This is a genomic window from Streptomyces sp. NPDC046900, from assembly GCF_040644975.1.
GTDB lineage: Bacteria > Actinomycetota > Actinomycetes > Streptomycetales > Streptomycetaceae > Streptomyces.
In genome coordinates this window covers 12,823-39,621 of record NZ_JBEYXD010000074.1, presented here as the reverse complement: position 1 = coordinate 39,621, position 26,799 = coordinate 12,823, and the positions used below count along the sequence as shown (strand labels likewise).

At 70.2% G+C, this 26,799-nt stretch carries 22 protein-coding genes and 4 pseudogenes; 15 read left to right on the top strand and 11 right to left on the bottom strand.

What is annotated here, in order from left to right; translation table 11 throughout:
- Positions 1-522: hypothetical protein (locus ABZ904_RS39895; RefSeq protein WP_361829009.1), on the top strand; the 522-nt coding region annotated here is incomplete at its 5' end.
- Between the two features lie 436 nt (positions 523-958).
- On the opposite strand, the gene ABZ904_RS39890 is transcribed toward ABZ904_RS39895, so the two are convergent.
- Entirely contained in the window at positions 959-1,402 is a 444-nt protein-coding gene (locus ABZ904_RS39890; RefSeq protein WP_361001134.1) for a cytidine deaminase, read from the bottom strand.
- Positions 1,403-1,825: 423 nt separating this feature from the next.
- Between ABZ904_RS39890 and ABZ904_RS39885 the strand changes: the two are divergent.
- A pseudogene (locus ABZ904_RS39885) lies at positions 1,826-1,918 on the top strand (IS5/IS1182 family transposase); the annotation flags it as partial.
- Positions 1,919-2,002: 84 nt separating this feature from the next.
- On the opposite strand, the gene ABZ904_RS39880 reads toward ABZ904_RS39885, so the two are convergent.
- A complete protein-coding gene (locus ABZ904_RS39880) occupies positions 2,003-2,584 on the bottom strand; it encodes a suppressor of fused domain protein (protein ID WP_359404742.1) in 582 nt (193 codons plus the stop codon).
- Between the two features lie 35 nt (positions 2,585-2,619).
- Between ABZ904_RS39880 and ABZ904_RS39875 the strand changes: the two are divergent.
- Positions 2,620-3,009, top strand: a pseudogene (locus tag ABZ904_RS39875) (PP2C family protein-serine/threonine phosphatase); the annotation flags it as partial.
- A gap of 103 nt (positions 3,010-3,112) precedes the next feature.
- Here the strand turns inward: ABZ904_RS39875 and ABZ904_RS39870 are convergent.
- On the bottom strand, positions 3,113-4,051 hold the full coding sequence (locus ABZ904_RS39870) for a MerR family transcriptional regulator (RefSeq protein ID WP_361001138.1): 939 nt from the start codon (positions 4,049-4,051) through the stop codon (positions 3,113-3,115).
- Positions 4,052-5,208: 1,157 nt separating this feature from the next.
- Between ABZ904_RS39870 and ABZ904_RS39865 the strand changes: the two genes are divergently transcribed.
- Positions 5,209-6,837 (top strand): penicillin-binding transpeptidase domain-containing protein, encoded by a 1,629-nt coding sequence (locus tag ABZ904_RS39865; RefSeq protein ID WP_361829006.1) that lies wholly within the window; start codon positions 5,209-5,211, stop codon positions 6,835-6,837.
- 94 nt (positions 6,838-6,931) lie between these two features.
- Positions 6,932-8,602, top strand: a complete 1,671-nt coding sequence (locus ABZ904_RS39860) for a penicillin-binding transpeptidase domain-containing protein (protein WP_361001144.1) — start codon at positions 6,932-6,934, stop codon at positions 8,600-8,602.
- 92 nt (positions 8,603-8,694) lie between these two features.
- Here ABZ904_RS39860 and ABZ904_RS39855 read toward each other — a convergent pair whose 3' ends face one another.
- The gene (locus tag ABZ904_RS39855) at positions 8,695-9,054 is read right to left on the bottom strand and encodes an SsgA family sporulation/cell division regulator (protein ID WP_359404730.1); all 360 of its coding nucleotides are present in this window, start codon (positions 9,052-9,054) and stop codon (positions 8,695-8,697) included.
- A 158-nt stretch (positions 9,055-9,212) separates the two neighbouring features.
- On the opposite strand from ABZ904_RS39855, the gene ABZ904_RS39850 reads away from it, so the two are divergent.
- The 6 genes and pseudogenes from ABZ904_RS39850 (at position 9,213) to ABZ904_RS39825 (ending at position 14,074) form a co-directional block, all read left to right on the top strand.
- The gene (locus ABZ904_RS39850; protein WP_361001147.1) at positions 9,213-10,247 is read left to right on the top strand and encodes an energy-coupling factor ABC transporter permease; all 1,035 of its coding nucleotides are present in this window, start codon (positions 9,213-9,215) and stop codon (positions 10,245-10,247) included.
- Between the two features lies 1 nt (position 10,248).
- Positions 10,249-11,010, top strand: a complete 762-nt coding sequence (cbiQ, locus tag ABZ904_RS39845; RefSeq protein WP_361001150.1) for a cobalt ECF transporter T component CbiQ — start codon at positions 10,249-10,251, stop codon at positions 11,008-11,010.
- The gene (locus ABZ904_RS39840; protein WP_359404721.1) at positions 10,998-11,765 is read left to right on the top strand and encodes an ABC transporter ATP-binding protein; all 768 of its coding nucleotides are present in this window, start codon (positions 10,998-11,000) and stop codon (positions 11,763-11,765) included. The genes cbiQ and ABZ904_RS39840 overlap by 13 nt, the downstream gene beginning before the upstream one ends.
- A 10-nt stretch (positions 11,766-11,775) precedes the next feature.
- A pseudogene (locus tag ABZ904_RS39835) lies at positions 11,776-12,237 on the top strand (MarR family transcriptional regulator).
- Positions 12,238-12,448: 211 nt separating this feature from the next.
- Positions 12,449-12,817: pseudogene (locus tag ABZ904_RS39830) on the top strand (organic hydroperoxide resistance protein); the annotation flags it as partial.
- Positions 12,818-12,916: 99 nt separating this feature from the next.
- The gene (locus ABZ904_RS39825; protein ID WP_359404718.1) at positions 12,917-14,074 is read left to right on the top strand and encodes a serine hydrolase domain-containing protein; all 1,158 of its coding nucleotides are present in this window, start codon (positions 12,917-12,919) and stop codon (positions 14,072-14,074) included.
- Positions 14,075-14,134: 60 nt separating this feature from the next.
- On the opposite strand, the gene ABZ904_RS39820 is transcribed toward ABZ904_RS39825, so the two are convergent.
- The 3 genes from ABZ904_RS39820 to ABZ904_RS39810 all read right to left on the bottom strand — a co-directional run bounded on the left by ABZ904_RS39820 (position 14,135) and on the right by ABZ904_RS39810 (position 15,809).
- Positions 14,135-14,410, bottom strand: coding sequence for a DUF1876 domain-containing protein (locus ABZ904_RS39820; RefSeq protein WP_359404714.1), 276 nt, complete (start codon positions 14,408-14,410; stop codon positions 14,135-14,137).
- A gap of 71 nt (positions 14,411-14,481) precedes the next feature.
- Entirely contained in the window at positions 14,482-14,901 is a 420-nt protein-coding gene (locus ABZ904_RS39815) for a PPOX class F420-dependent oxidoreductase (RefSeq protein ID WP_359404711.1), read from the bottom strand.
- Positions 14,902-14,915: 14 nt separating this feature from the next.
- The gene (locus tag ABZ904_RS39810; protein ID WP_359404708.1) at positions 14,916-15,809 is read right to left on the bottom strand and encodes an NAD(P)-dependent oxidoreductase; all 894 of its coding nucleotides are present in this window, start codon (positions 15,807-15,809) and stop codon (positions 14,916-14,918) included.
- A 603-nt stretch (positions 15,810-16,412) separates the two neighbouring features.
- Here ABZ904_RS39810 and ABZ904_RS39805 point away from each other — a divergent pair.
- The 3 genes from ABZ904_RS39805 to ABZ904_RS39795 are packed head-to-tail and all read left to right on the top strand — an operon-like array spanning position 16,413 to position 19,218.
- Complete coding sequence (locus ABZ904_RS39805) at positions 16,413-16,622, top strand: ferredoxin (protein ID WP_359404705.1); 210 nt, start codon at positions 16,413-16,415, stop codon at positions 16,620-16,622.
- Positions 16,612-17,979: an FAD-dependent oxidoreductase gene (locus tag ABZ904_RS39800; protein WP_359404702.1), complete on the top strand. Its 1,368-nt coding sequence runs from the start codon at positions 16,612-16,614 to the stop codon at positions 17,977-17,979. The genes ABZ904_RS39805 and ABZ904_RS39800 overlap by 11 nt, the downstream gene beginning before the upstream one ends.
- A gap of 33 nt (positions 17,980-18,012) precedes the next feature.
- Positions 18,013-19,218, top strand: coding sequence for a cytochrome P450 (locus ABZ904_RS39795; protein ID WP_361001157.1), 1,206 nt, complete (start codon positions 18,013-18,015; stop codon positions 19,216-19,218).
- A gap of 32 nt (positions 19,219-19,250) precedes the next feature.
- Here the strand turns inward: ABZ904_RS39795 and ABZ904_RS39790 are convergent, their stop codons facing one another.
- The 3 genes from ABZ904_RS39790 to ABZ904_RS39780 all read right to left on the bottom strand — a co-directional run bounded on the left by ABZ904_RS39790 (position 19,251) and on the right by ABZ904_RS39780 (position 22,805).
- The gene (locus tag ABZ904_RS39790) at positions 19,251-19,757 is read right to left on the bottom strand and encodes a YbaK/EbsC family protein (RefSeq protein ID WP_361001160.1); all 507 of its coding nucleotides are present in this window, start codon (positions 19,755-19,757) and stop codon (positions 19,251-19,253) included.
- 127 nt (positions 19,758-19,884) lie between these two features.
- Positions 19,885-22,110, bottom strand: a complete 2,226-nt coding sequence (locus ABZ904_RS39785) for an MMPL family transporter (protein WP_361001163.1) — start codon at positions 22,108-22,110, stop codon at positions 19,885-19,887.
- Between the two features lie 101 nt (positions 22,111-22,211).
- Positions 22,212-22,805 carry a TetR/AcrR family transcriptional regulator gene (locus ABZ904_RS39780; RefSeq protein ID WP_359404762.1) on the bottom strand — a complete coding sequence of 198 codons (594 nt, stop codon included), beginning with the start codon at positions 22,803-22,805 and terminating at the stop codon, positions 22,212-22,214.
- 264 nt (positions 22,806-23,069) lie between these two features.
- Between ABZ904_RS39780 and ABZ904_RS39775 the strand changes: the two genes are divergently transcribed.
- Positions 23,070-26,459 (top strand): S41 family peptidase, encoded by a 3,390-nt coding sequence (locus ABZ904_RS39775; RefSeq protein ID WP_361829001.1) that lies wholly within the window; start codon positions 23,070-23,072, stop codon positions 26,457-26,459.
- Between the two features lie 120 nt (positions 26,460-26,579).
- On the opposite strand, the gene ABZ904_RS39770 is transcribed toward ABZ904_RS39775, so the two are convergent.
- A complete protein-coding gene (locus ABZ904_RS39770; protein ID WP_359404689.1) occupies positions 26,580-26,798 on the bottom strand; it encodes a hypothetical protein in 219 nt (72 codons plus the stop codon).
- Position 26,799: the final 1 nt, after the last annotated feature.

Below are 26,799 nucleotides of genomic sequence, written 5' to 3'. Positions count from 1 at the left end.
ACCGGCAGACCCGCACACCCGGCAGCCCCCAACGGCCACCGGGCACCCACCCCTGCCCACACCCGCCCTGACCTGCTGCTATTTACGCGTCAGAGCAACGCTCGTCGTCGCTGTGTGGCGGCTGTTTCGGTCCGCCCGTGGCTCATCGCGGTAGCGGCTACGTCCTTGCTGGCTGCCGGTTGTGGCATGTCGGGCGATCCGGTCAAGGAACGTTGGGCGTCCAGAGCTGAGTTTTCAAGTTGTGGCGACGTGAGCTTGGTCCAGGGCGAAGAAGTAAAGAAGAAGGCGGTGCGGGAAATCGCCTGCCTCCGAGGAGCCCTCAAGAGCGGCAAGAGCGCAGAACTGAAGGTGACTTATCCTACTAAGGAGGGTGATCCGATTCGCGAGTACTACCGTTTGACGGCGCAAGGCAGGCTTGAGGTGTACACCGACAGTACGGACGACCGCTACTCGGATCGGAAGTGGTCGTTCGCTAAGTGCTATACGCCGGAATGGTTGATTGAGATTTCCTGCGATCAGTGACCAGATCAACTGCCGGTCGCCGTCTCGACTGTGCAGGTGAGCGAACTGTCGACCGGATAAACCCCGTTTGTCGTGCGTGCTGATGAGGTGTTGCCGCACCATCGAGCGGCGAGCAGGATCAACGGTCTTGAAAACCGTCGTGGTGCGAGTCACCGTGGGTTCAAATCCCACACCCACCGCGCAGGTGAGCGGCCCCTGATCAGGCGATACGGTCAGGGGCCGTCGCGTTGTGCGGTGCCCGCTCGACACCGTGATTCCCCGCGGTTCCCCGTGTGATCGGGCACGGATGGGGCACGGGCACCTTCTGATCCGTAGCTCCATGCAGAGCGGCTGTTGGCGGTCATACCGGTCCTGGCGCGGCTCTTCGAAGGCGCTACTGAGCGGGCTCGGTTGCTTGGGGTTGCTGTACTGCGGTGCTGTACCGCCATGGGCGCGGTCACTCGGAGTGCTGTGCCTGGGAAGGCCACTGCCCCTCGGCGAACTGCAGGCCCCAGTAGTAGGGGTTCACTTCCGCAAGGGTGCGCGCCTCCCAACGGGTTGGGTCGTTTTCCCGCGGGACGGCGACTTCGACTGACGGCCCCCAGAGCGCGAGCCGTTCCTGGCAGACGCCACAGGGCGGCAAGATCAGAATCCTGCCGCGCTCCAAGTCACGGCAGACGCAGACGGAGGCGGTGACGGTTCGGTGCTGGGTGTAGGCCTGGATGAACGCACCGGTCTCCTGGCAGAGTGCGACCGAGGCGTTCATGTTGTCGAGACCGACGCTGGTCAGGATGCCACCGTCAGCGAGCCGCACAGCGGCTGCCCCGCCAGGTTCACCCGTGGGCCAACGTTGGTTCATGAGTTCTACAGCCGCGTCTACAAGCGCCTGGTCTAGTTTCATGCGCCGGAGTTTGTCACGAGCCGTGAACGCGAGCCCTGGTTTGGAAGAGTGCGTACGCGGATGGCTGCTGAGCTGCGGGTCCGCTCACCTGCCTGCCGTCGCAGACTTGCGGTCGGGCGCGGGCCTTCGGGAGTGATCGTGCAGTGAGCGTTCTTCCAACTTACCGAGCAGCGTACGGCTCATGAACCGCATGCCAGCATGAGCGATCACGGCTTGTGCGCGTAGAAGACCCACATGAGCAAACAGAAACAGCTACCTATAACCCAGAACAAAAAGTCGACCGCTTGTCCCCCTGGACGCGGCACCGAGTCCCTGAGGATACAAATCCTGGGCGCCAACTGACCATGGTCTAACTGATCGTTTCAGAATGAGATCGGTGTGTCGGCTGGTGTTCGGCGATCTTCGCAGGCAGGGTCTGTGGGAGTGCCCGACGATCTTGTCTCCGATGACCTGTGGGAGCGCATAGCCCCGCTGCTTCCGCCGCACCCAGAGCGCAGGCGCCGGCACCCTGGCCGACTCCGCGTGCCCGTTGCCTCCCGCCGGACCGGGCACGCAACGGGCACGACTGGGCATGGGGCGACGCCGTTCCTCTTCCCTTACCTAGACGACAGCGGGCCTGCGCGGATCAACGGGGTTGATCTCGGCTTCGTCGAAGAGTTGCTCCAGGGCCTCGGTTCCGTGCTTTCTGCGGAACGCGATCTCGGATGCGGTCACCGGTAGCAGCCAGAGCAAGCGGGCGTGCCCGTCTGGCAGGGCACATCGTTCAAGGTCGGGCCCGTGCAGGTAGGGCAGGCTGACAAGCAGATACTCGCAGGTCGATCCGGGCGTCCAGGGTTCCCCCATCGGCAGGCTGTGACCCAGATCAAGAAGATGAGGCTCCGGCCCGCCACAGTGATAGAAGGCCGTCATGGCGAGCACGTCCGCAAACCGCGGATCGCTGACCGGCGCCGTCATGATGAACTCAAGGCCGTGTCCCTGATGGTGGGCTCGCGCCCAGCACCCGATGGTGACGTAGGTCCAGCAGTTGCCACGTGGCCCAGGGCCGACCTCGAGGATCCGCAGGTCACGGACCATGCCGCGGAGCCCGTTGCCCAGGTCGTAATGCGCCGCCCCCACCGAGTGGCCGGCGAAGAACTGGCGCACGTGTCGATCAAGTGCTTCGGCAGCACCATCCGTGGTCATAGCGGGGATCATGTCAGGCGCCGAGTGAAGTTCGAACCACAGTGACCACGACATTCATCGACTGGGGCACCCACACCATCACCTACAGCAGCGCGGGCCACCCCCCACCGGCTCTCCTACGGAGGGACGGAACCGTCGAGTTCCTGGACCGGGCCACCGACCCCCCACTGGGCGCCCGCCCTGAACACGCCCCCCGAGTCCAGGCCGCCGCGGCCTTCCACGAGGGCGCCGTCCTCGTGCTCTACACCGACGGCCTCATCGAACGCCGCCGCGAAGACATCGACACCGGCCTCGCCCGGCTCGCCGACTCCCTGACCCGCCACCGGGCAGACGACCCCGAGACCCTCACCGACGCCGTGCTCAGCGACCTTCTTCCACCCGGTGACGCCACCGACGACACCGCCCTGGTCATCGTGCGCCTATGAACCCGGCCCGCCCATTCCGTTGGTTCCGGTGACGGCCATGCGTCGTCCAGCGGCACAGAACACGGCACGCGGGTTCGCCGCGATGCGGAAACCCCGGTTCGAACTATCCAGGGATGCGGGCACGCAGAGCCTGGATGGACCAGTCGAGTACTGGAGACAGGTTCTCGGGGCCCGGCCAGCCGTTGATCACTGCGAGCAGCTCCAAGTACCGCTGCCTGCGGGGGTCGTTCGCGGTCTCCAGTAGGGCAAGCAGCCGGCGGCGAAGTACGACGTCGTCGGGACGGCCGACGACGTGCGCGTAGTGAACCGCCAGCGCCGCGACGATCGGATCGGCCTGGGGCGAGGCCGGTTCAATTCCGGCAATGAAGGCTGGACGGACCTGGTTGCGGACGGCTGCGACGGGGTCGCGGTGCAGGACCGCGGTGTCGCCTTCGGCGCGCTCGGCCGCATGGTTCTCAGCCGTCCGCCGCACACTGGCACGGAAGTCCGGGTCCTGGGCCAGTTCGGCCAACTCCACCCATGCCTGGACCTGCTCGGACTCGGGATTGTCGGGCAGCTCGGGGGTCATCGAGCGCCTGACCCCGGCGAAGTGGGGGTCAGCGCCGAGACCGCCGAAGACGGCGTCGAGGAAGTCGTCGATCAGACGTCGGCGTTCGTCCTCGGAGAGCTTGGCCAGTCTGTGCATGAGATCCGTCTCCTCAGGGGTGGCCCCGCGCTTGGCTACCGCTGTCAGCACCGCGCGCCGCAGGCGCAGGGTGCTGATCTGCACCGCCAGGGCTTCGGCGTGCGCTGCCGCGACCTCGGTGAGGGAGAGCTCCTGGTCCACGACCTTCCGGATCGTGGGAAGGTCCAGTCCCAGGTCGCGCAACGTGCGCACGAAGTCCAGGCGTGCGACAGCTTCGATGTCGTAGAGGCGGTAGCCGGCCAGGCTGCGATCAGTCGGCGCCACGATTCCGCGATCGGAATAGAACCGAATGGTCTTGACGGTCAACCCGGTCCGCCGAGCCAGGTCACCGATCGAGTAGAGCGTGTCGCCGTCCATGCCCCCCAGCCTTGCGCCTCCCCCTACGGGAGACTCAAGCCTCCTTCGCCTGCCGGCCAGCAGCAAACCGACTCTTTCCCTGTCGCTTCTCGTCGGATCGCGCATGCAGCGACGGCCCAGAGACGGCCCGAGTGGGAGGGTGCCACTCGATGCGAACTACGGGCGCGACGGTCGCTGAGGTTTGCTGCGCCGGCCAGCCGGCCACGTACGCGCAGGAATGGCCGACCGCGGTCGTACCGGTCGCTGTACTTCGCCGCTGTACGGCAACCGGCTCCACATCATCGGTCCCGCCGCCGTCGTCTACGACGCAACCCCCCGGCGCCGGCGACGGCGACGCAGAAGGTGCCGCCTACCGTCATAGGGAGGTCAGAAGCGAAGGGCCTCAGAGGGGGGTGTTCAAGGAAGGCCCGGTCGAAGGCAATTCCGATCAGGGCGGCTGTCAGTCCGAACGCCCACAAGAGCAGTACCAGCAACCATGTGTTCCGGGCGCCCAGCCATGAAGTCATTGGATCATCATGCACCCGACGTGCCGCCGACCACGGTCCCCCTCGCGAAGGGATCCCGCGAGCCGCGATGACTCCTGCGGCGTCCGGCGGTCGTACTGTCGAACGCGCTACGGAGGAGGACTTCTGATGCGCAGCGTGACGTAGTAGAAGTACTCATCTTCAACTCTGGCTCGCGAGGCCCCGGCGGATGCCGGCGCGCTCGCCCTCGATGAGCGCCAGGCCGGCGGCGTCGTCCGCTGAGTGCCCTCCCGTTGTCGGTGGGCTGTGCTCTGGTGGTCTGGCCGTCGGGAACCGGCGGCACCCCCCACTGATGCGGGGTTGGTCCGTCTCGGACTGAGGTTGGCCCCGCGCCTGCGGGGTTGGGACCGCGTAAGCCCGACCGGAACGGGCAGCGCGGAACCGGCCTCCTCGGCACTCGGTGCGGGCGGAGAATCACCCCAGATAGGCGGCTTTCAGCCGCTTTGCCCTGGATCACGCCCCCGCCAGTACACAACGCGGGGCCGGTCGACTCCCGGTGTTCACAGATGTGGCCGAACACCCGGGTTCAAGTCACATCTCTGATCACGCTTCGGACAACAATCATGCATGGTGGTCACAACTTCCCCTCCCGCCGCTTACAGTGCGAGACCTACGGGGAGGGGGCGACGCGCCATGCGCAAGGGGGTCAAGACCGCCATCGTCGGCGGGGTTTTCGCGGTCATGGTGGGAGGCGCCGGGTACGGCGCATACAACGTTCTGCACGCGCTGCACACGAATACCGCGAGCAACGCCGGCGGCCCGGCACCGGTGAAGACCGGGCCGCCGTCCGCGAGCGAGGTCAAGGAGGCGAGTGCCAAGTTCCTCGCCGCCTGGGCGAAGGGCGACGCGGCCACGGCGGCCTCGCTCACGAACAACGCCGCGGCCGCGGAGGTTCTGCTGACCGCGTACGGCACCAGCGCCCACATCACCAAGGCGCACATCACGGCGGGCACGCCGAGCGGGGACTCGGTGCCCTTCTCGGTGAAGGCGACGGTGTCCTCCGCGGGGAAGTCCAAACCGCTCGACTACAAGAGCGAGTTGACGGTCGTACGCGGGGAGACCACCGGGCGGGCGCTCGTCGACTGGCAGCCGTCCGTGGTCCATCCCGACCTGGAGCAGGGCGACACGCTCGTCACCGGTGAGGCCAAGGTTCCGCCGATCGAGGCGGTGGACCGCAACGGCGTGGTGCTGACCGGGGCCAAGTACCCCTCGCTCGGCCCCATTCTGGACGCGCTGCGCGAGAAGTACGGCGACAAGGCCGGTGGCAAGCCGGGCATCGAACTGTCCGTGGAGCGCGCCGACGCGAACACACCCGGCAAGACCCTGCTGACCCTGGCCAAGGGCACCCCGGGCAAGCTGAACACCACGATCAGCGCCACCGCCCAGGCGGCGGCCGAACGTGCGGTGCGGCAGTACGCGGAGTCCTCGGTGGTGGCGGTGAAGCCGAGCACCGGCGAGGTGCTCGCGGTCGCCAACCACCGGCACGACGGGTTCAACGCCGCCTTCGAAGGGCGGCTCGCGCCGGGTTCCACGATGAAGGTCATCAGCGCGGCGACGCTCATCGACAACGGCATCACCAGCATGAACGGTCCGGCGCCCTGTCCCGACTCGGCCGTCTGGCAGAGCCAGACCTTCCACAACCTCAAGGGCCTCCTCCCCAACGAGCAGGCCACGCTCGCCAACAGCTTCATGCGGTCGTGCAACACGGCGTTCGTGAAGTACGCGGACGAGGTGAAGGTCGACTCGCTCACCCGCGAGGCCGAGGACCGCTTCGGGCTCGGGCGCAACAACTGGAAGACCGGCATCGTCTCCTTCGACGGGTCGGTGCCCGCCTCCGGCGGCCCGGACACCGCGGCCAACCTGATCGGCCAGGGCCAGGTCCAGATGAGCCCGCTGAACATGGCGTCGGTCACAGCGACCGCCACCACCGGCGCGTTCCGGCAGCCCTACCTGGTCTCGCCGAAGCTCGACGGCCGTCAACTGGCCCAGGCCAGGGGCCTGCCCGCCAACACCGTCGCCCAGTTGAGGGCCATGATGCGGCTGACGGCGACCCAGGGCACGGCCGCGCAGGTCATGGCGGGGCTCGGTGGCGACATAGGGGCGAAGACCGGGTCCGCGGAGGTCGACGGCCAGACGAAGTCCAACAGCTGGTTCACCGGCTACCGGGGCGATGTCGCGGCGGCGGCCATGACCCAGGAGGGCGGCCACGGCGGCGACGCGGCCGGTCCTATCGTCGCAGCTGTGCTACGAACCGGCGGCTGAAGTCACCCCTGTAACCCCGGGACTCTAGTGTGGTGCTCTCGTTGAGGAGCGTGAGGGCAACGGGGGACCTGGGGACTGCGGAGGATCGGGAGCTGTGGGCAAGAGAAGGCGCGTCGCCGAGCGCAAGAAGAATCAGCCGCTGGTGATCGGAGGACTGATCGCCCTCGTCGGCGTGGTCGGGGCCGTCGGCGCCTACAGCCTGCTCAGCGGTGGTGCCGCGGCCGACGACGGCAAGGCGTTCAAGGGCATCCTCAGGCCCGCGAAGACCGGCCCACCGTCCGCGTCCGAGGTCCGTACGACGGCCGCGGCGTTCCTCACCGCCTGGCAGAAGGGCGACGTGGCGAAGGCGGCGGCCGCCACGGACGACTCGTCCGCCGCGACCCAGACCCTGACGGGCTACAGCAAGGACGCGCACATCACGGGCGTGACCCTGACCCGTGGCACGCCCTCCGGCGCCTCCGTCCCCTTCTCCGTCAAGGCGACGGTGTCCTACCAGGGCAAGAGCAAGCCGCTGGCGTACGCGTCGAAGCTGACGGTCGTGCGCCGGGCCAAGGACGGCGCGCCGCTCGTGCGGTGGCAGCCGTCCGTGGTGCACCCCGACCTCACCGAGGGGGACCGCCTGGTCACCGGCGAGGCCGGGACGCCCCCCATCAAGGCCCTGGACCGGGACGGCGGCGAGCTGACGACGGCCAAATACCCCTCCCTCGGCACGGTCCTGGACGGCCTGCGGGAGAAGTACGGGAAGAAGGCCGGCGGCAAGGCGGGCATCGAGCTGCGGATCGTGCGCAAGGCGGCGGCCAAGGGCACCCAGAAGACACCCGACAAGACGCTGGTGACGCTGAGCGAGGGCACGCCGGGCACGGTGAAGACGACGCTGAGCCCCGCGCTCCAGGCGAAGGCGGAGCAGGAGGTGACGACGAAGGACAAGGCGTCCGTGGTCGTCATGCGCCCGTCGACGGGCGAGATCCTGGCGGTCGCGAACTCCAGCCACGGTTTCAACGTGGCGTTCCAGGGCTCTCTCGCGCCGGGCTCGACGATGAAGATCGTGACGTCGACGCTGCTGTTCGAGAAGAACCTGGCGCACGTGGACAAGCCGCACCCCTGCCCCAAGTACGTGACGTACGGCGGCTGGAAGTTCCAGAACGACGACAAGTTCGAGATCAAGAACGGCACGTTCAAGGCGAGCTTCGCGCGGTCCTGCAACACGGCCTTCATCAGCCAGGCGGAGAAACTGCACGACGCCGACCTCACCCAGGTCGCACAGCAGATCTACGGCCTGAGCATGAACAACTGGGCCATCGGCGTACCGTCCTTCGACGGCACGGTCCCGGTGCAGAACGCGGCCCAGATGGCGGCGTCCCTGATCGGCCAGGGCGGCGTCCGCATGAACCCGCTGAACATGGCCTCGGTGGTCTCGACGGCCAAGACCGGCGTCTTCCACCAGCCGTACCTGGTCTCGCCCGCGGTGGACAACCGCACGCTGGCGAAGGCGACCCGCACGATGTCGGCGTCGACCCAGGCTCAGCTGAAGGAAGTCCTGCAGTACACGGCGGCGGCAGGCACGGCCGCCCAGGCGATGGCGGGCCTCGGCCCGGACTACGGCGCCAAGACCGGCTCGGCCGAGGTCGACGGCCAGAAGCAACCCAACGGCTGGTTCACGGCCTGGAAGGGCGACCTGGCCGCGGCGGGCGTGGTCCAGGCGGGCGGCCACGGCGGCGACTCGGCGGGACCGATCGTGGCGGCGTTGCTGCGCGCGGGAAGCTGAGCGGGACCGACACGTACCGGGCGGGCCCGTCCACACGGGCCCGCCCGGTTCATGCTCACGACGGGGGGCGACCGTCCCCGCCGTAAGTCCTGCTAGGCCTGGGGCACGGGCCGTACCACCGGCGCTCCCGCGGTGTACGTACGCCGCAGGAACCGCAGCAGCGCCTTCGACTCCAGCTGCACCACCTCGACGCCCTGCTTGGAGTGGAACTCCATCACTGCCTGGACCCGGCCGCAGGGCCAGATTCTGACGTCACCCGTGCTCGCGGGGGCGCGCAGGCCTTCTTCCAGGAGGTCCCGGGAGAATGCCCACTCGTGCGGGCCGGGCAGGCCGATGCGGACGGAGCGCGGATCGGCGTCGGGGTCATAGCGCAGCACGATGGGGACGGCGTCCGGAGCATCCGGGGAGTCCGTGACCACATGGGCTCGAGCGTACTGTTCCACTACTGTCATCGGATTGCTCCTCACGCTGCGTCACCCACGCAAAAGGTGAATCCGCCACTCCTCTAATGTCGCACATTTGGACAAAAGGGGCTTTCGATGCGAGCTCGCCGTATCGACGTTCGCCTGGCTCTTGCAAATGGTTCGCAATAAGCCGCTATCCTCTTACGGTGCATGTACCCGACGGATTCATCAACGCACCCACGTCCGCCGTGACCGGTGTCATAGCCGCGGGCGCCCTGGCCGTCAGCCTCCGGGGTGCCCGGCGCGAACTCGACGAACGCACCGCGCCGCTCGCCGGCCTGGTGGCCGCGTTCATCTTCGCCGTCCAGATGCTGAACTTCCCGGTCGCAGCCGGCACCAGCGGACATCTGCTGGGCGGGGCGCTGGCCGCCATCCTCGTAGGCCCCTACACCGGGGTGCTGTGCGTGTCCGTCGTCCTGCTCATGCAGGGCATCCTGTTCGCCGACGGCGGCCTGACCGCCCTCGGCGTCAACATCACCGACATGGCGATCGTCACGACCGTCGTCGCCTACGCCGTCTTCCGTGGGCTGGTCCAGGTCCTCCCGCGCACGCGCCGCTCGGTCACCGTGGCCTCCTTCGTCGCCGCGCTGGTCTCCGTACCGGCCGCCGCCGTCGTCTTCACCGCGATCTACGCGGTCGGCGGCACCACCGACGTCTCCATCGGCAAGGTCGCCACCGCGATGATCGGCGTCCACGTACTCATCGGCATCGGCGAGGCCGTCATCACCGCCCTCACCGTGGGAGCCGTCATCGCCGTACGCCCGGACCTCGTCCACGGCGCCCAGGGTCTGCAGCAGCGTCTGAAGCTGCGCGTCGGCGGCGAACTGGTCGACGCGCCCGCCGCCGAGCCCGTACCCGTCGCGGCCCGTTCCCACCGGGGGATGTGGATCACCGGTCTCGTCACCTCCCTCGTCCTCGCCGGATTCGTCAGCTTCTACGCCTCCGCCAACCCGGACGGCCTGGAGAAGGTCGCCACGGACCAGGGGATCAGCCAGAAGGCGAAGCCGCACACGGCCTCCGACTCCCCGCTCGCCGGCTACGGCGTCAAGGACATCGGCGATGCCCGCCTCTCCGGCGGTCTCGCGGGCGTGATCGGCGTCGGGGTCACCGTCGTCGCGGGCAGCGCGGTCTTCTGGGCCGTCCGCCGGCGCCGCGCCGGCGACACCGCATCGGTGGCCTGACATGGGTGCGGGCCACGCACACCGGCTGTACCGGCACGGGCACTCGCCCGTGCACGCACTGCCCCCGCACACCAAGCTCGCCGCCGTCTTCGCCTTCGTGGTCGTCGTGGTGTCCACGCCGCGCGAGGCGATGTGGGCGTTCGCGCTGTACGCCGTCCTCCTCGCCGGGGTCGCGCACACGGCCCGTGTACCGGCCGGTTTCCTGCTCCGACGTCTGCTGATCGAGGTCCCCTTCGTCGCGTTCGCGGTGCTCATGCCGTTCGTGGCGGAGGGCGAGCGGATCGACGTCCTCGGTCTCTCGCTCAGTGTCAACGGGCTGTGGGGCGCCTGGAACGTGCTGGCCAAGGGCACCCTCGGCGTCGCCGCCTCCGTCCTGCTCGCCGCCACCACCGAACTGCGCGAACTGCTCCTCGGGCTGCAGCGCCTCAAGCTCCCGCCCCTCCTGGTGCAGATCGCCACGTTCATGATCCGCTACGGGGACGTGATCACCGCCGAGATGCGGCGGATGCGGATCGCCCGGGAGTCCCGCGGCTTCGAGGCCCGGGGGCTGCGCCACTGGGGCGTGCTCGCCAAGTCCGCGGGCGCGCTCTTCATCCGCACCTACGAGCGCGGCGAGCGGGTCCATCTGGCCATGGTGAGCCGGGGCTACACCGGCTCGATGCCGGTCATCGACGAGGTGACGGCGTCCCGCGCCCAGTGGTCCTACGCGCTCGCCCTGCCCTCCGCCGCACTCATCGTCTGCCTGCTGGGATGGACCCTGTGACACCTTCGCTGGAAGTGACCGGACTGGCCTTCGCCTACCCCGACGGCCACCAGGCCCTGTTCGGCGTCGACTTCACCGTCGCGCGCGGCGAACGGGTCGCGCTCCTCGGGCCGAACGGTGCCGGGAAGACCACCCTCGTGCTCCATCTCAACGGCATCCTGACCGGCGGCACGGGCACGGTGAAGGTCGCCGGACTGCCCGTCGGCAAGCGGCACATGGCCGAGATCCGGCGCAGGGTGGGCATCGTCTTCCAGGACCCGGACGACCAGCTCTTCATGCCCACGGTGCGCGAGGACGTGGCCTTCGGGCCCGCGACGGCCGGCCTGAAGGGCGCCGAGCTGGAGGACCGTGTGGACCGCGCGCTCGAACAGGTGGGGATGGCCGCCTTCAAGGACCGTCCGCCGCACCACCTCTCCTTCGGCCAGCGCCGCCGGGTGGCGGTGGCCACAGTCCTGGCCATGGAGCCGGAGATCCTCGTCCTCGACGAACCGTCCTCGAACCTCGACCCCGCCTCGCGGCGTGAACTCGCCGACATCCTGCGGTCCCTGGACGTCACGGTCCTGATGGTCACGCACGACCTGCCGTATGCACTGGAGTTGTGCCCGCGCTCGCTGATCCTCAGCGAAGGCGTGATCGCGGCGGACGGGAAGACGGGCGAACTCCTCGCCGACGACGCGCTCATGCGCGCCCACCGTCTGGAGCTCCCCTTCGGCTTCGATCCCCGTTCGGTGCCTGCCGACACGGCCCGTCCATGACAATGGGCGTGTGACGAACGAAGAGGACGCCGCGTCGCCGCTGCTGGACGACCAGCTGTGCTTCGCGCTGTAGACGGCCCAGCGCGCCGTCACGGCGGCGTACCGTCCACTCCTCGACGAACTCGGCATCACCTACCCGCAGTACCTCGTCCTGCTGGTGCTCTGGGAACGCGGCGAGACCACCGTCAAGGAACTGGCCGCGTCCCTGCGGCTCGGCTACGGCACCGTCTCGCCGCTGCTCGAACGGCTCGAGTCGGCCGGCCTGGTGCACCGGGAACGGTCGGCGCACGACGAGCGTTCGGTGCTCGTCGCGCTCTCCCGGCGGGGTGAACAGCTGCGGGAGGGCGCGGGGCACGTCCCGCACACCCTGTTGTCGGCGACCGGACTGGGCACAGGCGAGGCGGCCCGGCTGCGCGAGGAGCTGTGGCGGCTGGCGAAGAAGGCGGAGACCGCCGCGGACCGCGCCCGCTGACCGCTGACCGCTGACCGCTGACCCGCTGACCGCTGACCGCTGACCGCTGACCGCTGGAAGATTCACCCCCTGGACTACCCTGTCTACCTACCGCCGGTACCTTGTGTGCGATGTACTTGCACACACTTGTGTTGCCTGTCGTTGTGTCCGTCCCGGGGGAGATCCTGCCGTGCGCGAAGGTGCCGCTGTCGACACCCGTCCGACGAAGATCATGTACGTGGCCGAGGCCACCGCGCACGGCGGCCGGGAGGGGCACGTCACCAGCCAGGACGGCCATATCGGACTGCGGGTCGCGATGCCGTCGGAGATGGGCGGCGACGGCAACGGCACCAATCCGGAGCAGCTCTTCGCGGCCGGGTACAGCTCCTGCTTCCACAACGCGCTCATCCTGGTCGGCAACCGCGCCGGCTACGACCTGACCGGCTCCACGGTCGCCGCCAAGGTCGGCATCGGCCCCAACAAGCACCGCGGCTACGGCCTCGCGGTCGCCCTGAGCGTCTCGCTGCCGGTCCTCGACCAGGACGTGGCGGCCAAACTGGTCGATGCGGCCCACGCGGTCTGCCCGTACTCGAACGCCACACGCGGCAATACGACGTCACCATCGTTCTGGGCTGAGGAATCCAAGGCGGGGAACCCGTGTTCTACTCACTGTCGCAGGTCGAGTGAAGGGAACACGGGCGTGGACGTGCACGGCGTGGTGGCCGAGGGCTTCGAGCCGGTCCGGGAAGCGTTCGCGGGCAACTTCGAGACGCTCGGTGAGCGCGGGGCGGCGGTCGCCGTGTACCGGGGCGGGCGCAAGGTCGTGGACCTGTGGGCCGGAACGCGGGACGTCGACGGGACGGACCCCTGGGAGCGGAACACCGCCCAGATCGTACGGTCGGCGACCAAGGGCGTGGCCGCGGCCGCGCTGCTGATGCTGAGCGAGCGCGGGGAGCTGGACCTGGACGCCCCGGTCGGCCACTACTGGCCCGAGTTCAAAGCACAGGGCAAGGAGCACACCCTGGTGCGGCATGTGCTGGCGCACCGGGCCGGCGTACCCGTGCTGGACCGTCCGCTCACCCCCGTCGAGGCCGCCGACCCTGACCTGGCCGCCACCGCGCTGGCCGCGCAGGCACCAGCCTGGGAGCCCGGCAGGGACCACGGCTACCACGCACAGACGTACAGCTGGCTGACGGGCGAGCTGGTGCGCCGGGTGACGGGCCGGTCGATCGGCGAGTGGATCGCGACGGAGATCGCCGGGCCGCTGGGCCTCGACCTGTGGGTGGGTCTGCCCGAGGCCGAGGCGCACCGCGTGGGCCGGGTCGGCCTCGTCGAGGAGACCGTACGGGACGGCGCGCTGCGCATCCGCCCCAAGCGCGCGGTCGCCGAGGCGTACGCGGACCCCGACAGCCTCACCCGCCGCGCCTTCGCCGCGATCACCCCGCTGCCCGACGAGAACGACCCGGCCTACCGCGCCGCGGTCCTCCCGGCGTCGAACGGCATCGCGACGGCCGACGGCCTCGCCCGCTTCTACGCGGCGCTGACCGGTGAGGTGGACGGCATACGCCTGTTCGCGCCCCGGACTCTGGAACACGCCCGTACGGAGGCGTCCGCCGGCCCCGACCGCGTGCTGGTGGTCACCACCCGCTTCGGCCTCGGCTACATGCTCCACGGCAGCGCGTCCCCGCTTCTCGCCTCCGGCTCCTTCGGCCACCCCGGCCGCGGCGGCGCCCTCGGCTTCGCCGATCCCGAGTCGGGCATCGCCTTCGGCTATGTCACCAACGGCTTCCGCAAGAGCGTGACGGCGGACCCGCGGGCGCAGGCCCTGGTGCGTGCGGTGCGGTCGTCGCTGCCGTAGCCACCGCAGCACGGGGTGATGCCCGTACGCGTGCGGCGTACGGGCATCACCGGGACGCAGTCAGTGCGTCAGTGGGCGGGACGTCCTGCCCGACGACTCGTCGATCTCTTCGTGCGCCTTCGTGAGCAACTGCATGGCGAGGTCGTTGAGCGCGCGGGCCCCTGCGATCTCCTCCCCTACACGGGGCTGATTCGAATCGGTGTGGTGACGGCTGGCATACCCGCGGGACCGTACCTCGTTCCCGTCCGGGAGCCGCACCAGCGCCGCTGCCCGCGTACGCTGCTCGTCCTCCTCGAATTCGAGTTCCACATGCCAACCGACCGCGGTGTGCGTCATGACGATCACCTCCGGAACCGCTGATTCCAGAGTGCTCCTCCTCGGTGCCCCGCGCACGGTGCGGACACGGCTCACCCCGCCTGGTCGCTGTCCTTGAACTCTCCCCACCCGTGCCACCGGTCGATGGTGATCCAGGCGCTGACCCGGCCGCGCACCCGGTCGGGATACGGCTTGCCGATGTAGTGCTCGGAGATACGGTCGATGTCGACCTGGCCCTCGTCCTCGTGGATGTCGGTGACGCGGCCGATGAGAGTGATGTGCGTGTACCACTGGTCCTTGTCCAGGACGGTGAGGCTCACCCGCGGGTCGCGGCGCAGGTGCTGGAGGCGCACCCGGCCCTCGTCCATGTTGACCAGCACCCGGCCGTCCTCCCACAGGTACCAGGTGGGGGTGGACACGGGCGCGCCGTCGGCGCGCAGGGTGGAGATCACGCTGGGGTTGGCACGGCTCAGCATGGCTTGAGCCTCGGGGGAGAGCGGTGGCTTGGACACGTGGGACTCCTCGGTCAGTGGGAGGGTGGCTCTTCGTCGAAGCTCGCGAAGTAGGCGGCGGCCATGTCCTCGTCGGCGTGACCCTGGGCGGCGGCCCGGCGGAATCGTTCGGCCGCGGCCGCGGCCACGTCGAGGCGGACGCCGCCCCGCTCACCGGCCTGCACGATCAGACGGGCGTCCTTCTCGGCGGTCGCCACCGCGAAACTGGCGGGAGTCAGCTTGCCGCTCAGGATGAGATCGGCCTTGGCGTGCAGGTAGCCCATGTCGAGCGGGCCGCCGCCGATGAGGTCGAAGAAGTTCTGCGGATCCACCCCCAGGCCCTTGGCCAGGGCGAGCACCTCGCCGACCGCGGCGGTGGCCGCGACGACCCAGCTGTTGGCCACCAGCTTCAGCCGGGTGGCGCTGCCCGCCGCACCGTCCTCGCCGGTCCAGAGCGTACGGGCGCCGACGGCGTCGAAGACGGGGGCCACCGCGTCCCTGCTCACGGTGGGGCCACCGGCGAGGACGGTCAACTGCCCGGCCTCCGCGGGCTGGCGGGTGCCGAGCACCGGGGCGTCGTAGAAGACGAGTCCGTGCTCCTGGGCGAAGGCGGCCAGATCGCCGACGTCCTCGATCCCGACAGTGGTCGACTGCGCCCAGACGATCCCCGAGCGCAGCCCGCCGACGGCCTCCCGCATGACCTCCTGCACGGCCCGGCCGTCGTACAGCATGGTCAGGACGACATCTGCGCCCTGTACGGCCTCGGTGGGGGTGTCGGCGACGAGCGCGCCGTCGGCGGCCAGCGGTTCGGCCTTGGCGCGGGTGCGGTTCCAGGCGCGGACGGTGTGTCCGGCGCGGACGAGGTTGCGGGCCATCGCCGCACCCATGATCCCGGTGCCCAGAACGCTCACGGTGAGCTTGTCCGTCATGACGTCAACTTCCTGATCCGTACGGTGAGTAGTGCGCCAACCATGCTCGCTCAGCCGCGCGCCTTCCCCGACACGGGGCGGACCAGTCCGCGCGAGCCGGACCCGCCGGACGTCACGCACCGGGTCTCCGCCCGGCCGGCTTCGCGCCGGCCGGTCTGCGTCCAGACGGACCCTCCGCCGCTCGGGAGGCCGACGCCGTTGACGCCGTCGCGGCACGGCTTCCGCACCGCGGTGCTGCGTGGACATGAAGGGCGACCTCTCCTCTGGGCATCGTCGGCCGCCGCGCGATGCGCCGCCACTCGGCGTGGCACGTGCCGGATCCTCCGGCACCCGCTCCGGGCCCGGTGAGGACCGGCCGGCCGAGGTGCGGCATCGGGCCGCTCCCGGCCACCGGCGGGCCGGACGCCGCGCTCCCCGGGCCCACCGAAGCGCGTCTCGGCGAAGACCGCGCGGATCGCCGCGCCGACGGTGATCGGCATGGCGAGGCACCCGCGCGGCTCCGGGCCCCGGATGGCCCAACAGCCCCCGGCGCGGGGCCCACCCCGGCGGTAGAAACGGAACGGGGCGTCGTGTTTCCGGGTGGCCGGTGAGGAGCGGGTCGAGATGCAGATCGTGGTGGACCTCAGCCGCTGTCAGGGCTATGCGCAGTGCGTGTTCCTCGCGCCGGAGGTGTTCGAGCTGCACGGCGAAGAGGCGTTGCTGTACAACCCCGATGTCCCCGACGAACAACGCGAACGCGTACACCAGGCCGCGGCGGCGTGTCCGGTCCAGGCCATCCTGGTCGGTGAGGAGGTGGGCGCCGGTGTCCGGTGACCTCCGGGAGGGCCGGATCGTCATCGTCGGCGCGTCGCTGGCCGGGCTGCGGGCCGCCGAGGCGCTGCGCGAGAAGGGCTTCACCGGCTCCCTGACCGTCATCGGGGACGAGCCCCACCCGCCCTACGACCGTCCGCCGCTGTCCAAGCAGGTGCTGCTCGGCAAGGTGGCGGCGAACGCCACCGCGCTGCCCGTGCGCCGTGACCCGCACGCGGAGTGGCGGCTCGGGGTACGCGCCACCGGACTGGATCTGATCGACAAGCAGGTACTGCTGGCGGACGGGAAGGCGGTGCCCTACGACCGGGTGCTGATCGCCACCGGGACGCGGGCGCGGCCCTGGCCCGCCCCCCAGGAAGCCGCCCTGGACGGGGTGTTCACCCTGCGCACCAGCGAGGACGCGGGGCTGCTGGCCGAGCGGCTGGCTGCCGGGCCGCGCCGGGTGCTGGTGATCGGCGGAGGCTTCACCGGCTCGGAGATCGCATCGGCCTGCCGGGAGCGCGGCCTGGAGGTCACGGTCACCGAACGCGGCCCCGCGCCGCTGGTGGGCGCGCTCGGCGGGACGCTGGCGAAGCTCGCCGCCGCCATGCAGCGGAACCACGGCGTGGACCTGCGCTGCGGGGTCACCGTCACCGCGCTGCGCGGCAACGGCCGGTTCACCGGCGCGGACCTGTCGGACGGCAGCCGCGTCGACGCGGACGTGTGCATCGTCGCCATGGGGGCGGTCCGCAACGTCGAATGGCTGGCGGAGTCCGGGCTGGCCGCGGGCCCGCGCGGGATCGCCTGCGACGCCGGGTGCCGCGCCTTCAACATGTACGGGATCGTCACCGACGACGTCTTCGTGGCCGGCGACGTCTCCCGCTTCCCGCACCCGCTGTTCGACTACCAGATGCTGTCGCTGGAGCACTGGCGCAACGCGGTGGACCAGGCCGAGGTGGCCGCCCACAACATGGTCAATCCGGGACCGCTGCGGCGCCCGCACCTGTCGGTACCGACGTTCTGGTCGAGCCAGTTCGGGCTCAACATCAAGTCGGTGGGCGTGCCCACCTTCTCCGACCATGTGGTCATCGCCCAGGGCTCGCTGGAGGCGCGCCGCCTGGCGATGGTCTACGGCTACCGGGGCCGCATCACCGCGGCGGTCACCGTCAACATGGCCAAGTCGCTGGAGTTCTACCAGGACCAGATCGAGACCGCCGCCCCGTTCCCGCCCGCGCCCGGCGCGTCGGACCGTCCGCTGGCGGCCGAGGTCCCGGTCCCCTCCGACGTGCCGGATCCGAGCAGGCTCTCCCACGGCCCCACCGTCGCGCTCACCGGTCATCTGCCGGACCGCCGACTGGCCCTGATGCGGCCCACCGGGTGACCCACCGTCACGCTCGTCCACGAGGAGCCCCCCATGACCGCCGACACGCTGCTGGAGCGGATCACCGACTACTCCAACCGCCCCGACCCCTACCCGCTGTACGCGGAACTCCGCGAGGCCGGTCCCGTGGTGCGGCAGCAAGACGGCAGCTACCTGGTCGGCTCCTACCACGAAATCCTCGCCCTGCTCCACAACCCGCTGATCAGCGCGGACGCCCGCAGCCTCAGCACCCCGTCCCCCGACCTGTCCGAAACGGCGCTGCAGCCGCCGTTCCTGCGACTCGACGACCCCGAACACCAGAGGCTGCGCTCCCTGGCCATGCGGCCGTTCGGCCCTCCGCACAGCCCCGGCCGGGTCGACGCCATGCGCGGAGAGATCACCCGGATCACCGAGGAACTGCTCTACTCTCTCCGGGACCGCGAGGAGATCGACGTCGTCGACGACTTCGCCTATCCCCTGCCCGTCACCGTCATCTGCCGGCTGCTCGGCGTGCCGCGCGAGGACGAGCCGATGTTCCGGGCATGGACCGACACGATCGTCGCGGCCGCCGACATCGGGCCCAAGGAAGACACCACCGAGCGGGACCGGACAGGCGACCAGGCCCGACGCGAGTTGGGCCAGTACCTGGTGAACCTCGCCGAACAACGCCGCGACCGGCCGGCCGGCGACCTGCTCTCCGCGTACATCAACGAACCTGACCCCGCGATGCGGCTCACCACCGAGGAACTGGCGCAGACCACCGTTCTGCTGCTCATCGCCGGGCACGAGACCACGGTCAACCTGATCACCAACGGCGTCCTCACCCTGCTGCGCCACCGCGACCAGCTGGAGCGGCTGACCCGGGAACCCGGCCTGCTCCCGCGCGCGGTGGAGGAGCTGCTGCGCTACGAGCCCCCCGTCCATATGCGGGAGCGCTGTCCCCTGGCCGATGTGAACGTCGCGGGCGTCGCCGTTCCCAAGGGGACGTCCGTGGTGCTCGCGCTGGCATCGGGCAATCGGGACCCGAAGCGGTTCCACGACCCGGACCGGTTCGACCCCACCCGCCCGGACAACGAGCATCTCGGCTTCGGCAGCGGCATCCACCTCTGCTACGGCGCGCCGCTCGCCCGCATCGAAGCCCAGACCGCACTCGGATCGCTGATCCCCCGTCTGGCCCCCGCGACCCTGCTCCAGGACCCACCGCCCTACCGGAGCAACGCCATGCTGCGCGGCCCCCGCCACCTGCCCATCGCGCTCTGAACCACGCACCGGCCCCCGGGTGACGGGCGGCGTCAGGCGGACTGCTCGCGCACGTCCACCACCGTGCCGCCCGCGTGGGCGATCAGGGCCTCGGGGTTCATCGGGAAGACCGCGTGCGGGTTGCCCGCGGCGGCCCACACCGTGTCGTGGTCGAGCAGTGACCGATCGGCGAGCACCCGCGTCTTCGTACGGTGGCCGAAGGGCGGCACCCCGCCGATCGCGTACCCGGTGGTCTCCCGCACGAGGTCCGCCCTGGCCCGGGTCACCTCGGCGGCGCCGAGCACCTCCCGGACGCGCTCCAGGTCGACCCGGGAGGCCCCGTCCATGAGGACGAGCACCGGCGAGCCGTCCGCCGTGAAGATGAGCGACTTGCAGATCTGGCCGAGCTCGCACCCGATCGCGGCGGCGGCCTCGGCTGCGGTCCGGGTCGCGTCCGGGAAGCGCCGGATCCGGCCGTGAAGCTCACCGAGCCCCAGCTCTTCGAGGGCCTCGGCGAATCGGGGGTGGGCTGCGGAGTTCGCTGCGGCGGGCGTCGTCATGACCGGCAGGCTAGCGGCCGGTCATGTGCACAGCGAATGAATTCCGGTCGGCGCGCTCGGGGTGCGCAACGGACTGCCGCGCCACCTCCGGCGGTGGCGCGGCAGTCCGTATCCATCGGCCGGGGCCTCAGACCCGTACCAGTTCCCGGTCCGGGTCCGCGTCCGGGTCCCTGCGTTCGCCGTCCTGGCGCGAGCGCAGCCCCTCGCCCTCCACGTCCACGTTCGGCAGGATGCGGCCCAGCCACTTCGGCAGCCACCAGGCCTTGCGGCCCAGCAGCGCCAGTACCGCCGGGACGAGCGCCATCCGCACCACGAACGCGTCGAAGAAGACGGCGATCGCGAGCCCGAAGCCGATCATCTTGATCATCGACTCACTGGAGCCGATGAAGCCGGAGAAGACGGCGATCATGATGATCGCGGCCGCGGTGACGACCCGCGCCCCGTGCCGGAAGCCCGTCACGATCGCCTGGCCGGGGTTCTCCCCGTGGACGTACGCCTCACGCATACGGGTGACGAGGAAGACCTCGTAGTCCATCGCCAGTCCGAAGACCACGCCCACCATGAAGATCGGCATCATCGACATCACCGGGCCGGTCTCCTCGACGCCCATCAGGCCGGACAGCCAGCCCCACTGGAAGACCGCGACCACCGCGCCGAGCGCCGCCGTCACCGAGAGCAGGAAGCCGAGCGCCGCCTTCAGCGGGACCAGGATCGAGCGGAAGACCACGATCAGCAGGAGGAAGGCGAGGCCGACCACCAGCGCCAGATACGGAGTCAGTGCGTCGTTCAGCTTCTGCGAGACGTCGATGTTCATCGCCGTCGTGCCTGTGACCAGGACCTGCGCGTCGGTGTCCGCCTTGATGCCGGCGCCCGCGTCCCGGATGCCGTGCACCAGGTCCTCGGTCGTGGCCGAGGACGGCTTGGAACCGGGGATGACCGTGATCATCGCCGTGTCACCGGCCTTGTTGTACGTCGCGGGCGTCACCGTCACGACGTCCTTGAGGTCCTTGATGTCGTCGGTCACCGTGGCGACCGCCGCCTTCGGGCTGTCGCTCTCCTTGGCGTCGACCACCACCATCAGCGGTCCGTTGAAGCCGGGTCCGAAGCCCTCCGACAGCAGGTCGTAGGCCCGGCGCTGCGTCGTGGACGTGGGCTGCGAACCGTCGTCCGGCAGACCCAGTTCCAGCTTGGTCGCCGGAACAGCCGCGGCACCGAGTCCGATGACGCCGAGCAGCAGCACGGCGACCGGGCGGCGCACGACGAAGCTCGCCCAGCGTGTGCCCATGTTGGGGCGGCTCTTCCTGGCGGTGGCCCGGCCGCCGCCCAGCATCCGGCTCTTCTCACCCGCCGGCTTGACCTTGCGGCCCGCGAAGCCGAGCAGCGCCGGGATCATCGTCAGCGCGATCAGCACGGCGATGGCGACCGTGCCGGCCGCTGCGACACCCATCTTGGTGAGCATCGGGATGTTCACGACCGCGAGGCCGACGAGGGCGATCACGACGGTCAGGCCCGCGAAGACCACCGCCGAACCGGCCGTGCCGACCGCCCGGCCCGCCGCCTCCTCGCGCTCACGGCCCTCGGCCAGTTCGCCCCGGTAGCGGGAGACGATGAACAGCGCGTAGTCGATGCCGACCGCGAGGCCGATCATCGTCGCCAGCGTCGAGGTGGTCGAGCCGAGGTCCAGCGCGCTCGCCAGCGCCGTGATCGTGGAGACTCCGATGCCGACCCCGATCAGAGCCGTGAGCAGGGGCAGTCCGGCCGCCACCAGCGAACCGAAGGTGATGACGAGGACGACCGCGGCGATCGCGATACCGATGACCTCCGTGGCGCCCGTCTCCGGTACCGCGGACAGCGCGTCACCGCCGATCTCGACGGTCAGCCCGCCGTCCCGCGCGTGCTGCGCGCCCTCCTTCAGGGCGTCCTTGGAGGCGTCCTCCAGCTCCATGCCGGAGACCTTGTACTTCACCTGCGCGTAGGCGATCGTGCCGTCCTTGCTGACGGCGTGCGCGGTGAACGGGTCCGTGGCGGAGACGACTTCGGAGCCGTCGCGCAGCTCCCTCACGGTCTTCTCGACGACCGCCTTGTTGCCCTTGGCGGTCACCTTCTCCCCGCCGGGTGCCTTGAAGACGACACAGGCGGTCGCACCATCGGCGCTCATGCCGGGGAAGCGCTGTTCCAGCAGGTCGAAGGCCTTCTGGGCCTCGGTGCCCGGGATGGAGAAGGACGAGGAGCCCGCCGCGGGGGCACTGGCTGCACCGACGCCCGCGAGCGTCAGCAGCGCCACCCAGATCAGGGCGACGAAATGCCGTCGCCGGAAGGCGAGTCGGCCGAGTTTGTAGAGGAACGTGGCCACGGGGGCGTACTCCGGTCAGGTCGTGGGGGTGTTCAGGGCAGGGGTGATCAGCCCGACGACGTGAGCGGTGACGTCAGATGGGGGCTAGCCGAGGGGACTGGTCAGGTGGTGGGCGCGCCGAGGGCGGGGAGGACCACGGCGTCGATGTACGACTTGAGGAAGGCCTGGGTCGGCGGCTGGTCGTCGATCAGGGCACGGGTGACGAAGCCGCCGATCAGCATGTGCACCAGGAAGTCCAGCGCCGGGCAGTCCGGACGGATCTCCCCGCGCTCGACGGCCCGTTGCAGCACGCGCTGGAACTCCGCCATCTCAGGTTCGATCAGCTGGTCCCGGAACGCCTGACGCAGGTCGTCGTTGTGGTGCATCGCCATGGCGACGCCCCGCATCAGCGCGGAGTTCTGTTCCATGACGCAGTCGTCCTCGCGTGACACCAGTGCGTGCAGATCGCCCCGGAGCGAGCCGGTGTCGATCGCGTCGACGGGGCCCGGCTTGCCGTGCCGGATGGCCTTGACCACCAGTTCGGCCTTGCCGCCCCACTGGCGGTAGAGCGTCGCCTTGCTGGACCGGGTGCGGGCTGCCACAGCGTCCATCGTCAGGGCGTCGTAGCCGACTTCCCGGAGCAGGTCGAGCACGGCCTCGTACAACTCGGCCTCGCGCTCGGGGGTGATCCGGCTGCGTCGCCCCGGTGCGGGCACGGCCTCCGCCGGAGCGGCTGACGCCGCGCCCCTGGACGCTTCGGTCACGCCACTCACCTTCCTGCTGCGCGTCCGGAGCGGCTGCGCTCCGGACGACACGGTTTCGTACGCCCCCGACGATACCCCTCACCCGAACGAAACGAAACCGTTTCGTACGTGTCCTGAATCACGAGCCTCGCGCTCAACCCGCGATCGGGCCGGTCACTCGGTCGCACGCCCGGCCCACGAGTTGCCGCGACCGGTCCGGGGGAAAAGCATGGGTAGGTGACCGACGCGAGCGAGAAGGCGCCCGGCTACCTCCGTTACCCGCATCTGCACGGCGAACGCCTCTGCTTCGCCGCCGAGGACGATCTGTGGGTGGCGCAGGTGGACGGGTCCGGTCGCGCCTGGCGGCTCACCGTCGACCGTACGAAGATCGGCCACCCCCGCTTCTCGCCCGACGGACGCCTGATCGCGTACACGAGCTGGCGCAGCCTCGTTCCGGAGATCCATCTGACACCGGTGGACGGCGGCCCGGGCAGACGGCTCACCTACTGGGGCAGCGCCGACACCCGGGTGTGCGGCTGGACGCCGCCCGACAAGGACGGGAACACCGACATCCTCGCGGTCGCCTCGCACGGCGAGCCCTTCTCCTACTTCACCTGGGCCTACAAGGTCCCCACCGACGGCGGCCCCGGCGGCAAGCTGCCCTGGGGCCCCGTCGCGGACATCGCCGTGGCCGATGTCGAGGGCGAGCACAGGACCCTGCTGCTCACCGGCACCCCGCCCCACGAACCGGCCTCCTGGAAGCGCTACCGCGGCGGCGCCACGGGCAGGTTGTGGCTGCACGGGCAGCGACTGCTCGCCGATGTCAAAGGCCATCTCGACTCGCCCATGTTCGTCGACGGGCGGATCGCGTTCCTCTCCGACCACGAGGGCATCGGCAACCTCTACTCGTGTGCGTACGACGGTACCGATCTGCGCCGCCACAGCGACCACGACGCCTTCTACGCCCGCCATGCCTCCAGCGACGGCACGCGGGTGGTGTACCAGTGCGCGGGCGACCTGTGGATCGTCGACGACCTCTCCCCCGACTCGATCCCGCGCCGCCTCGACGTGCGCCTCGGAGGCCCGCGTGCGGGGCGCCGCAAGTACCAGGTACCGGCCGCGCAGCATGTGGACGGGATCTCGGTGGACGAGACCGGACGGGCCAGCGCCGTCGTCGTCCGCGGCAGTCTGTACTGGCTCACGCACCGGGAGGGCCCCGCCCGGACGATCACGGACACCCCGGGCGTACGCGTCCGGCTGCCGGAGATGCTCGGCGTGGGCGGACAGGTCGCCTATGTCACGGACGCGGAGGGCGAGGACGCGATCGAGATCGCCTATCTCCCCCGGGCCTCGGGCGACCGCGAGCCGCGGCGGCTGGCCTCCGGACGGCTGGGCCGGGTACTGGAGATGGTGGCGGACCCGCAGGGCGAACGACTCGCGATCGCCTCCAACGACGGGCGCCTGCTGCTGGTCACCGTGGCCGAGGAGGCGGCGGCCGCCGCGGGTACGGGGGCGTCGGCGGAGCCGGAGGCGTCGGCGGAGCCGGAGGAGCCGCGGGAGCCGGAGGCGTCGGCGGAGCCGGAGGAGCCGCGGGAGCCGGAGTCCTCGGACGATGCGGTCACCGAGGTGATCCGCTCGATCAACGGGCCGGTGCGGGATCTGGCGTTCTCCCCGGACGGCGCGTGGCTCACGTGGTCGCATCCGGGGATCGGGCGGTCGCTGCGGCAGATCAAGATGGCCCGGATCAAGGACCGGCTGATCGTCGACGTCACGAACGGCCGCTTCGAGGACGAGAACCCGGTGTTCACTCGGGACGGGCGGTATCTGGCCTTCCTGTCCTGGCGCGGTTTCGACCCGGTGTACGACGTGCACACCGGCGACCTGTCCTTCCCGCTCGGCTCCCGCCCGTATCTGGTCCCCCTCTCCTCGGCCACCCCTTCCCCCTTCGCGGTGAACCCCGAGGGGCGCCCCGCAGCCGGCGGCCTGGATCCGCTGGAGGAGGAGGAAGAAGGCGACGGGGTGGTGACGGTCGAGATCGAGGGGCTGGAGAGCCGGGTGACGCCGTTCCCGGTCACGGCCTCGAAGTACTCGGAGCTGCGGCCGGTCGCGGGCGGCGGCCTGGTGTGGATGCGCTGGCCGATCTCGGGCGCGCTCGGTGAGACCTTCGTGAACCCGGACGACACCACCGGCCGCCCGTCCCTGGAGCACTTCAGCATCAGCAAGGCGAAGAAGTCCGACCTGGTCGCTCATCTGGACTGGTTCGCGGTGAGCGGGGACGGCACGCGGCTGGTGGTCGTCGACGAGGGCGATCTGCGGGCCGTGCCGTCGACCGAGTCCGGCGATTCCGACACGACGGTCTGGATCGACACGCGCCGGATCATGCACGTGGTGGACCCGCCGGCGGAGTGGCGGCAGGCCTATGCGGAGGCGGGGCGGCTCATCCGGGCGTACTTCTGGGAGCCGCACATGTGCGGGATCGACTGGGACGCGATCCTGGAGCAGTACCGCCCGCTGGTCGAACGGGTCGCCTCGCCCGACGACTTCGCGGACCTGCTGCGCGAGGTCCTGGGCGAGCTGGGCACGTCGCACGCGTATGTGGTGCCGGCCCGGCGCAACGAGGGACCCCCGCACTACCAGCGCTACCAGGGGCTGCTGGGTGCCAACTTCACACGCCGCGACGACAGATGGGTGGTCAGGCGGATCCTGCCGGGCGAGTCGTCGGACTCGAAGGCGCGCTCACCGCTCGCGGGCACGGGGATCCGGGACGGCGCCGTCCTCACCCATGTGGACGGGCGGCCGGTGGACCCGGTCACGGGGCCCTATCCGCTGCTGGCGGGCTCGGGCGGCACGACGGTCGAGCTGACCTTCGCACCGGCGGACGGGGAGGGCGGCCACCGCCGGGTGGCCGTGGTCCCCCTCATCGACGAGCGGCCACTGCGCTACCACGACTGGGTGGCCAAACGCCGTCAGGTCGTACGGGAGTTGAGCGGCGGCCGCTGCGGATACCTGCACATCCCGGACATGGGAGGCTCGGGCTGGGCCCAGTTCAACCGGGACCTGCGGATGGAGGTCGCCCGGCCCGCGCTCATCGTGGACGTACGGGGCAACGCGGGCGGCAACATCAGCGAGCTGGTCATCGAGAAGCTCACGCGCAAGATCCTCGGCTGGGACCTCACCCGAAACGCCCAGCCGGTGTCGTACGCGTCCAACGCCCCCCGGGGCCCCATCGTGGCGCTGACCGACGAAGCGACGTCCTCTGACGGCGACATGATCACCGCGGCTATCAAACTGCTGAATCTCGGCCCGGTGGTGGGCTCGTGCACCTGGGGCGGAGTGGTCGGCATGACGGGCCGGCACCGCCTGGGCGACGGCACCGTGATCACCGTCCCGATGAACGCGGCGTGGTTCCCGGAGTACGGCTGGTCCGTGGAGAACCGGGGCGTGGATCCGGACCTGGAAATCCTGCGCACGCCGCTGGACTGGGCCGAGGGCCGCCACCGGCAACTGGACGACGCGGTCAGACTGGCCGTCGACCTCCTCCACACCAACCCGCCCGCGGCCCCGCCGGACTACAGCGGTGTCCCGGACAGGACCCGCCCGAAACTGCCCCCGCGGAAGAGGGGTTGACCCGGCGCCGCGGGTGCGCCCAAGGTGCGCCCGGCACCCGGTCTTCCCGTGAGCACACGAAGAGTGGGGTGCCCTCCGAAGAACGGGCACCCCACTCAAGGCCGAAGTCGAGGGCAGCGACTAGGCGTCGTAGTCCTGATTGAAGCGGTCCTCGGCCTCGTCCCGCAGCCGCTGGTCGTCCTGCGACTGCCGGCCACGCTGCGAGGACTGCTGGCCGCGCTGCGGGGACTGCTGGGACTGCTGCCGACCACGCTGCTGGGCCTGCTGCTTGCCCTGCTCCATCTTCTGCTTGGCCTGCTGCTTCGCCTGCCCGGACTTCTCCTGGAACTGGTCCTTCATG

Coding starts and splice junctions, on each gene's coding strand:
- ABZ904_RS39890 (WP_361001134.1), bottom strand. CDS start 1,402: ATGAAACTAGACCAGGCGCTTGTAGACGCGGCTGTAGAACTCATGAAC.
- ABZ904_RS39880 (WP_359404742.1), bottom strand. CDS start 2,584: ATGACCACGGATGGTGCTGCCGAAGCACTTGATCGACACGTGCGCCAG.
- ABZ904_RS39870 (WP_361001138.1), bottom strand. CDS start 4,051: ATGGACGGCGACACGCTCTACTCGATCGGTGACCTGGCTCGGCGGACC.
- ABZ904_RS39865 (WP_361829006.1), top strand. CDS start 5,209: ATGCGCAAGGGGGTCAAGACCGCCATCGTCGGCGGGGTTTTCGCGGTC.
- ABZ904_RS39855 (WP_359404730.1), bottom strand. CDS start 9,054: ATGACAGTAGTGGAACAGTACGCTCGAGCCCATGTGGTCACGGACTCC.
- cbiQ (WP_361001150.1), top strand. CDS start 10,249: ATGGGTGCGGGCCACGCACACCGGCTGTACCGGCACGGGCACTCGCCC.
- ABZ904_RS39840 (WP_359404721.1), top strand. CDS start 10,998: ATGGACCCTGTGACACCTTCGCTGGAAGTGACCGGACTGGCCTTCGCC.
- ABZ904_RS39820 (WP_359404714.1), bottom strand. CDS start 14,410: ATGACGCACACCGCGGTCGGTTGGCATGTGGAACTCGAATTCGAGGAG.
- ABZ904_RS39810 (WP_359404708.1), bottom strand. CDS start 15,809: ATGACGGACAAGCTCACCGTGAGCGTTCTGGGCACCGGGATCATGGGT.
- ABZ904_RS39805 (WP_359404705.1), top strand. CDS start 16,413: ATGCAGATCGTGGTGGACCTCAGCCGCTGTCAGGGCTATGCGCAGTGC.
- ABZ904_RS39795 (WP_361001157.1), top strand. CDS start 18,013: ATGACCGCCGACACGCTGCTGGAGCGGATCACCGACTACTCCAACCGC.
- ABZ904_RS39790 (WP_361001160.1), bottom strand. CDS start 19,757: ATGACGACGCCCGCCGCAGCGAACTCCGCAGCCCACCCCCGATTCGCC.
- ABZ904_RS39770 (WP_359404689.1), bottom strand. CDS start 26,798: ATGAAGGACCAGTTCCAGGAGAAGTCCGGGCAGGCGAAGCAGCAGGCC.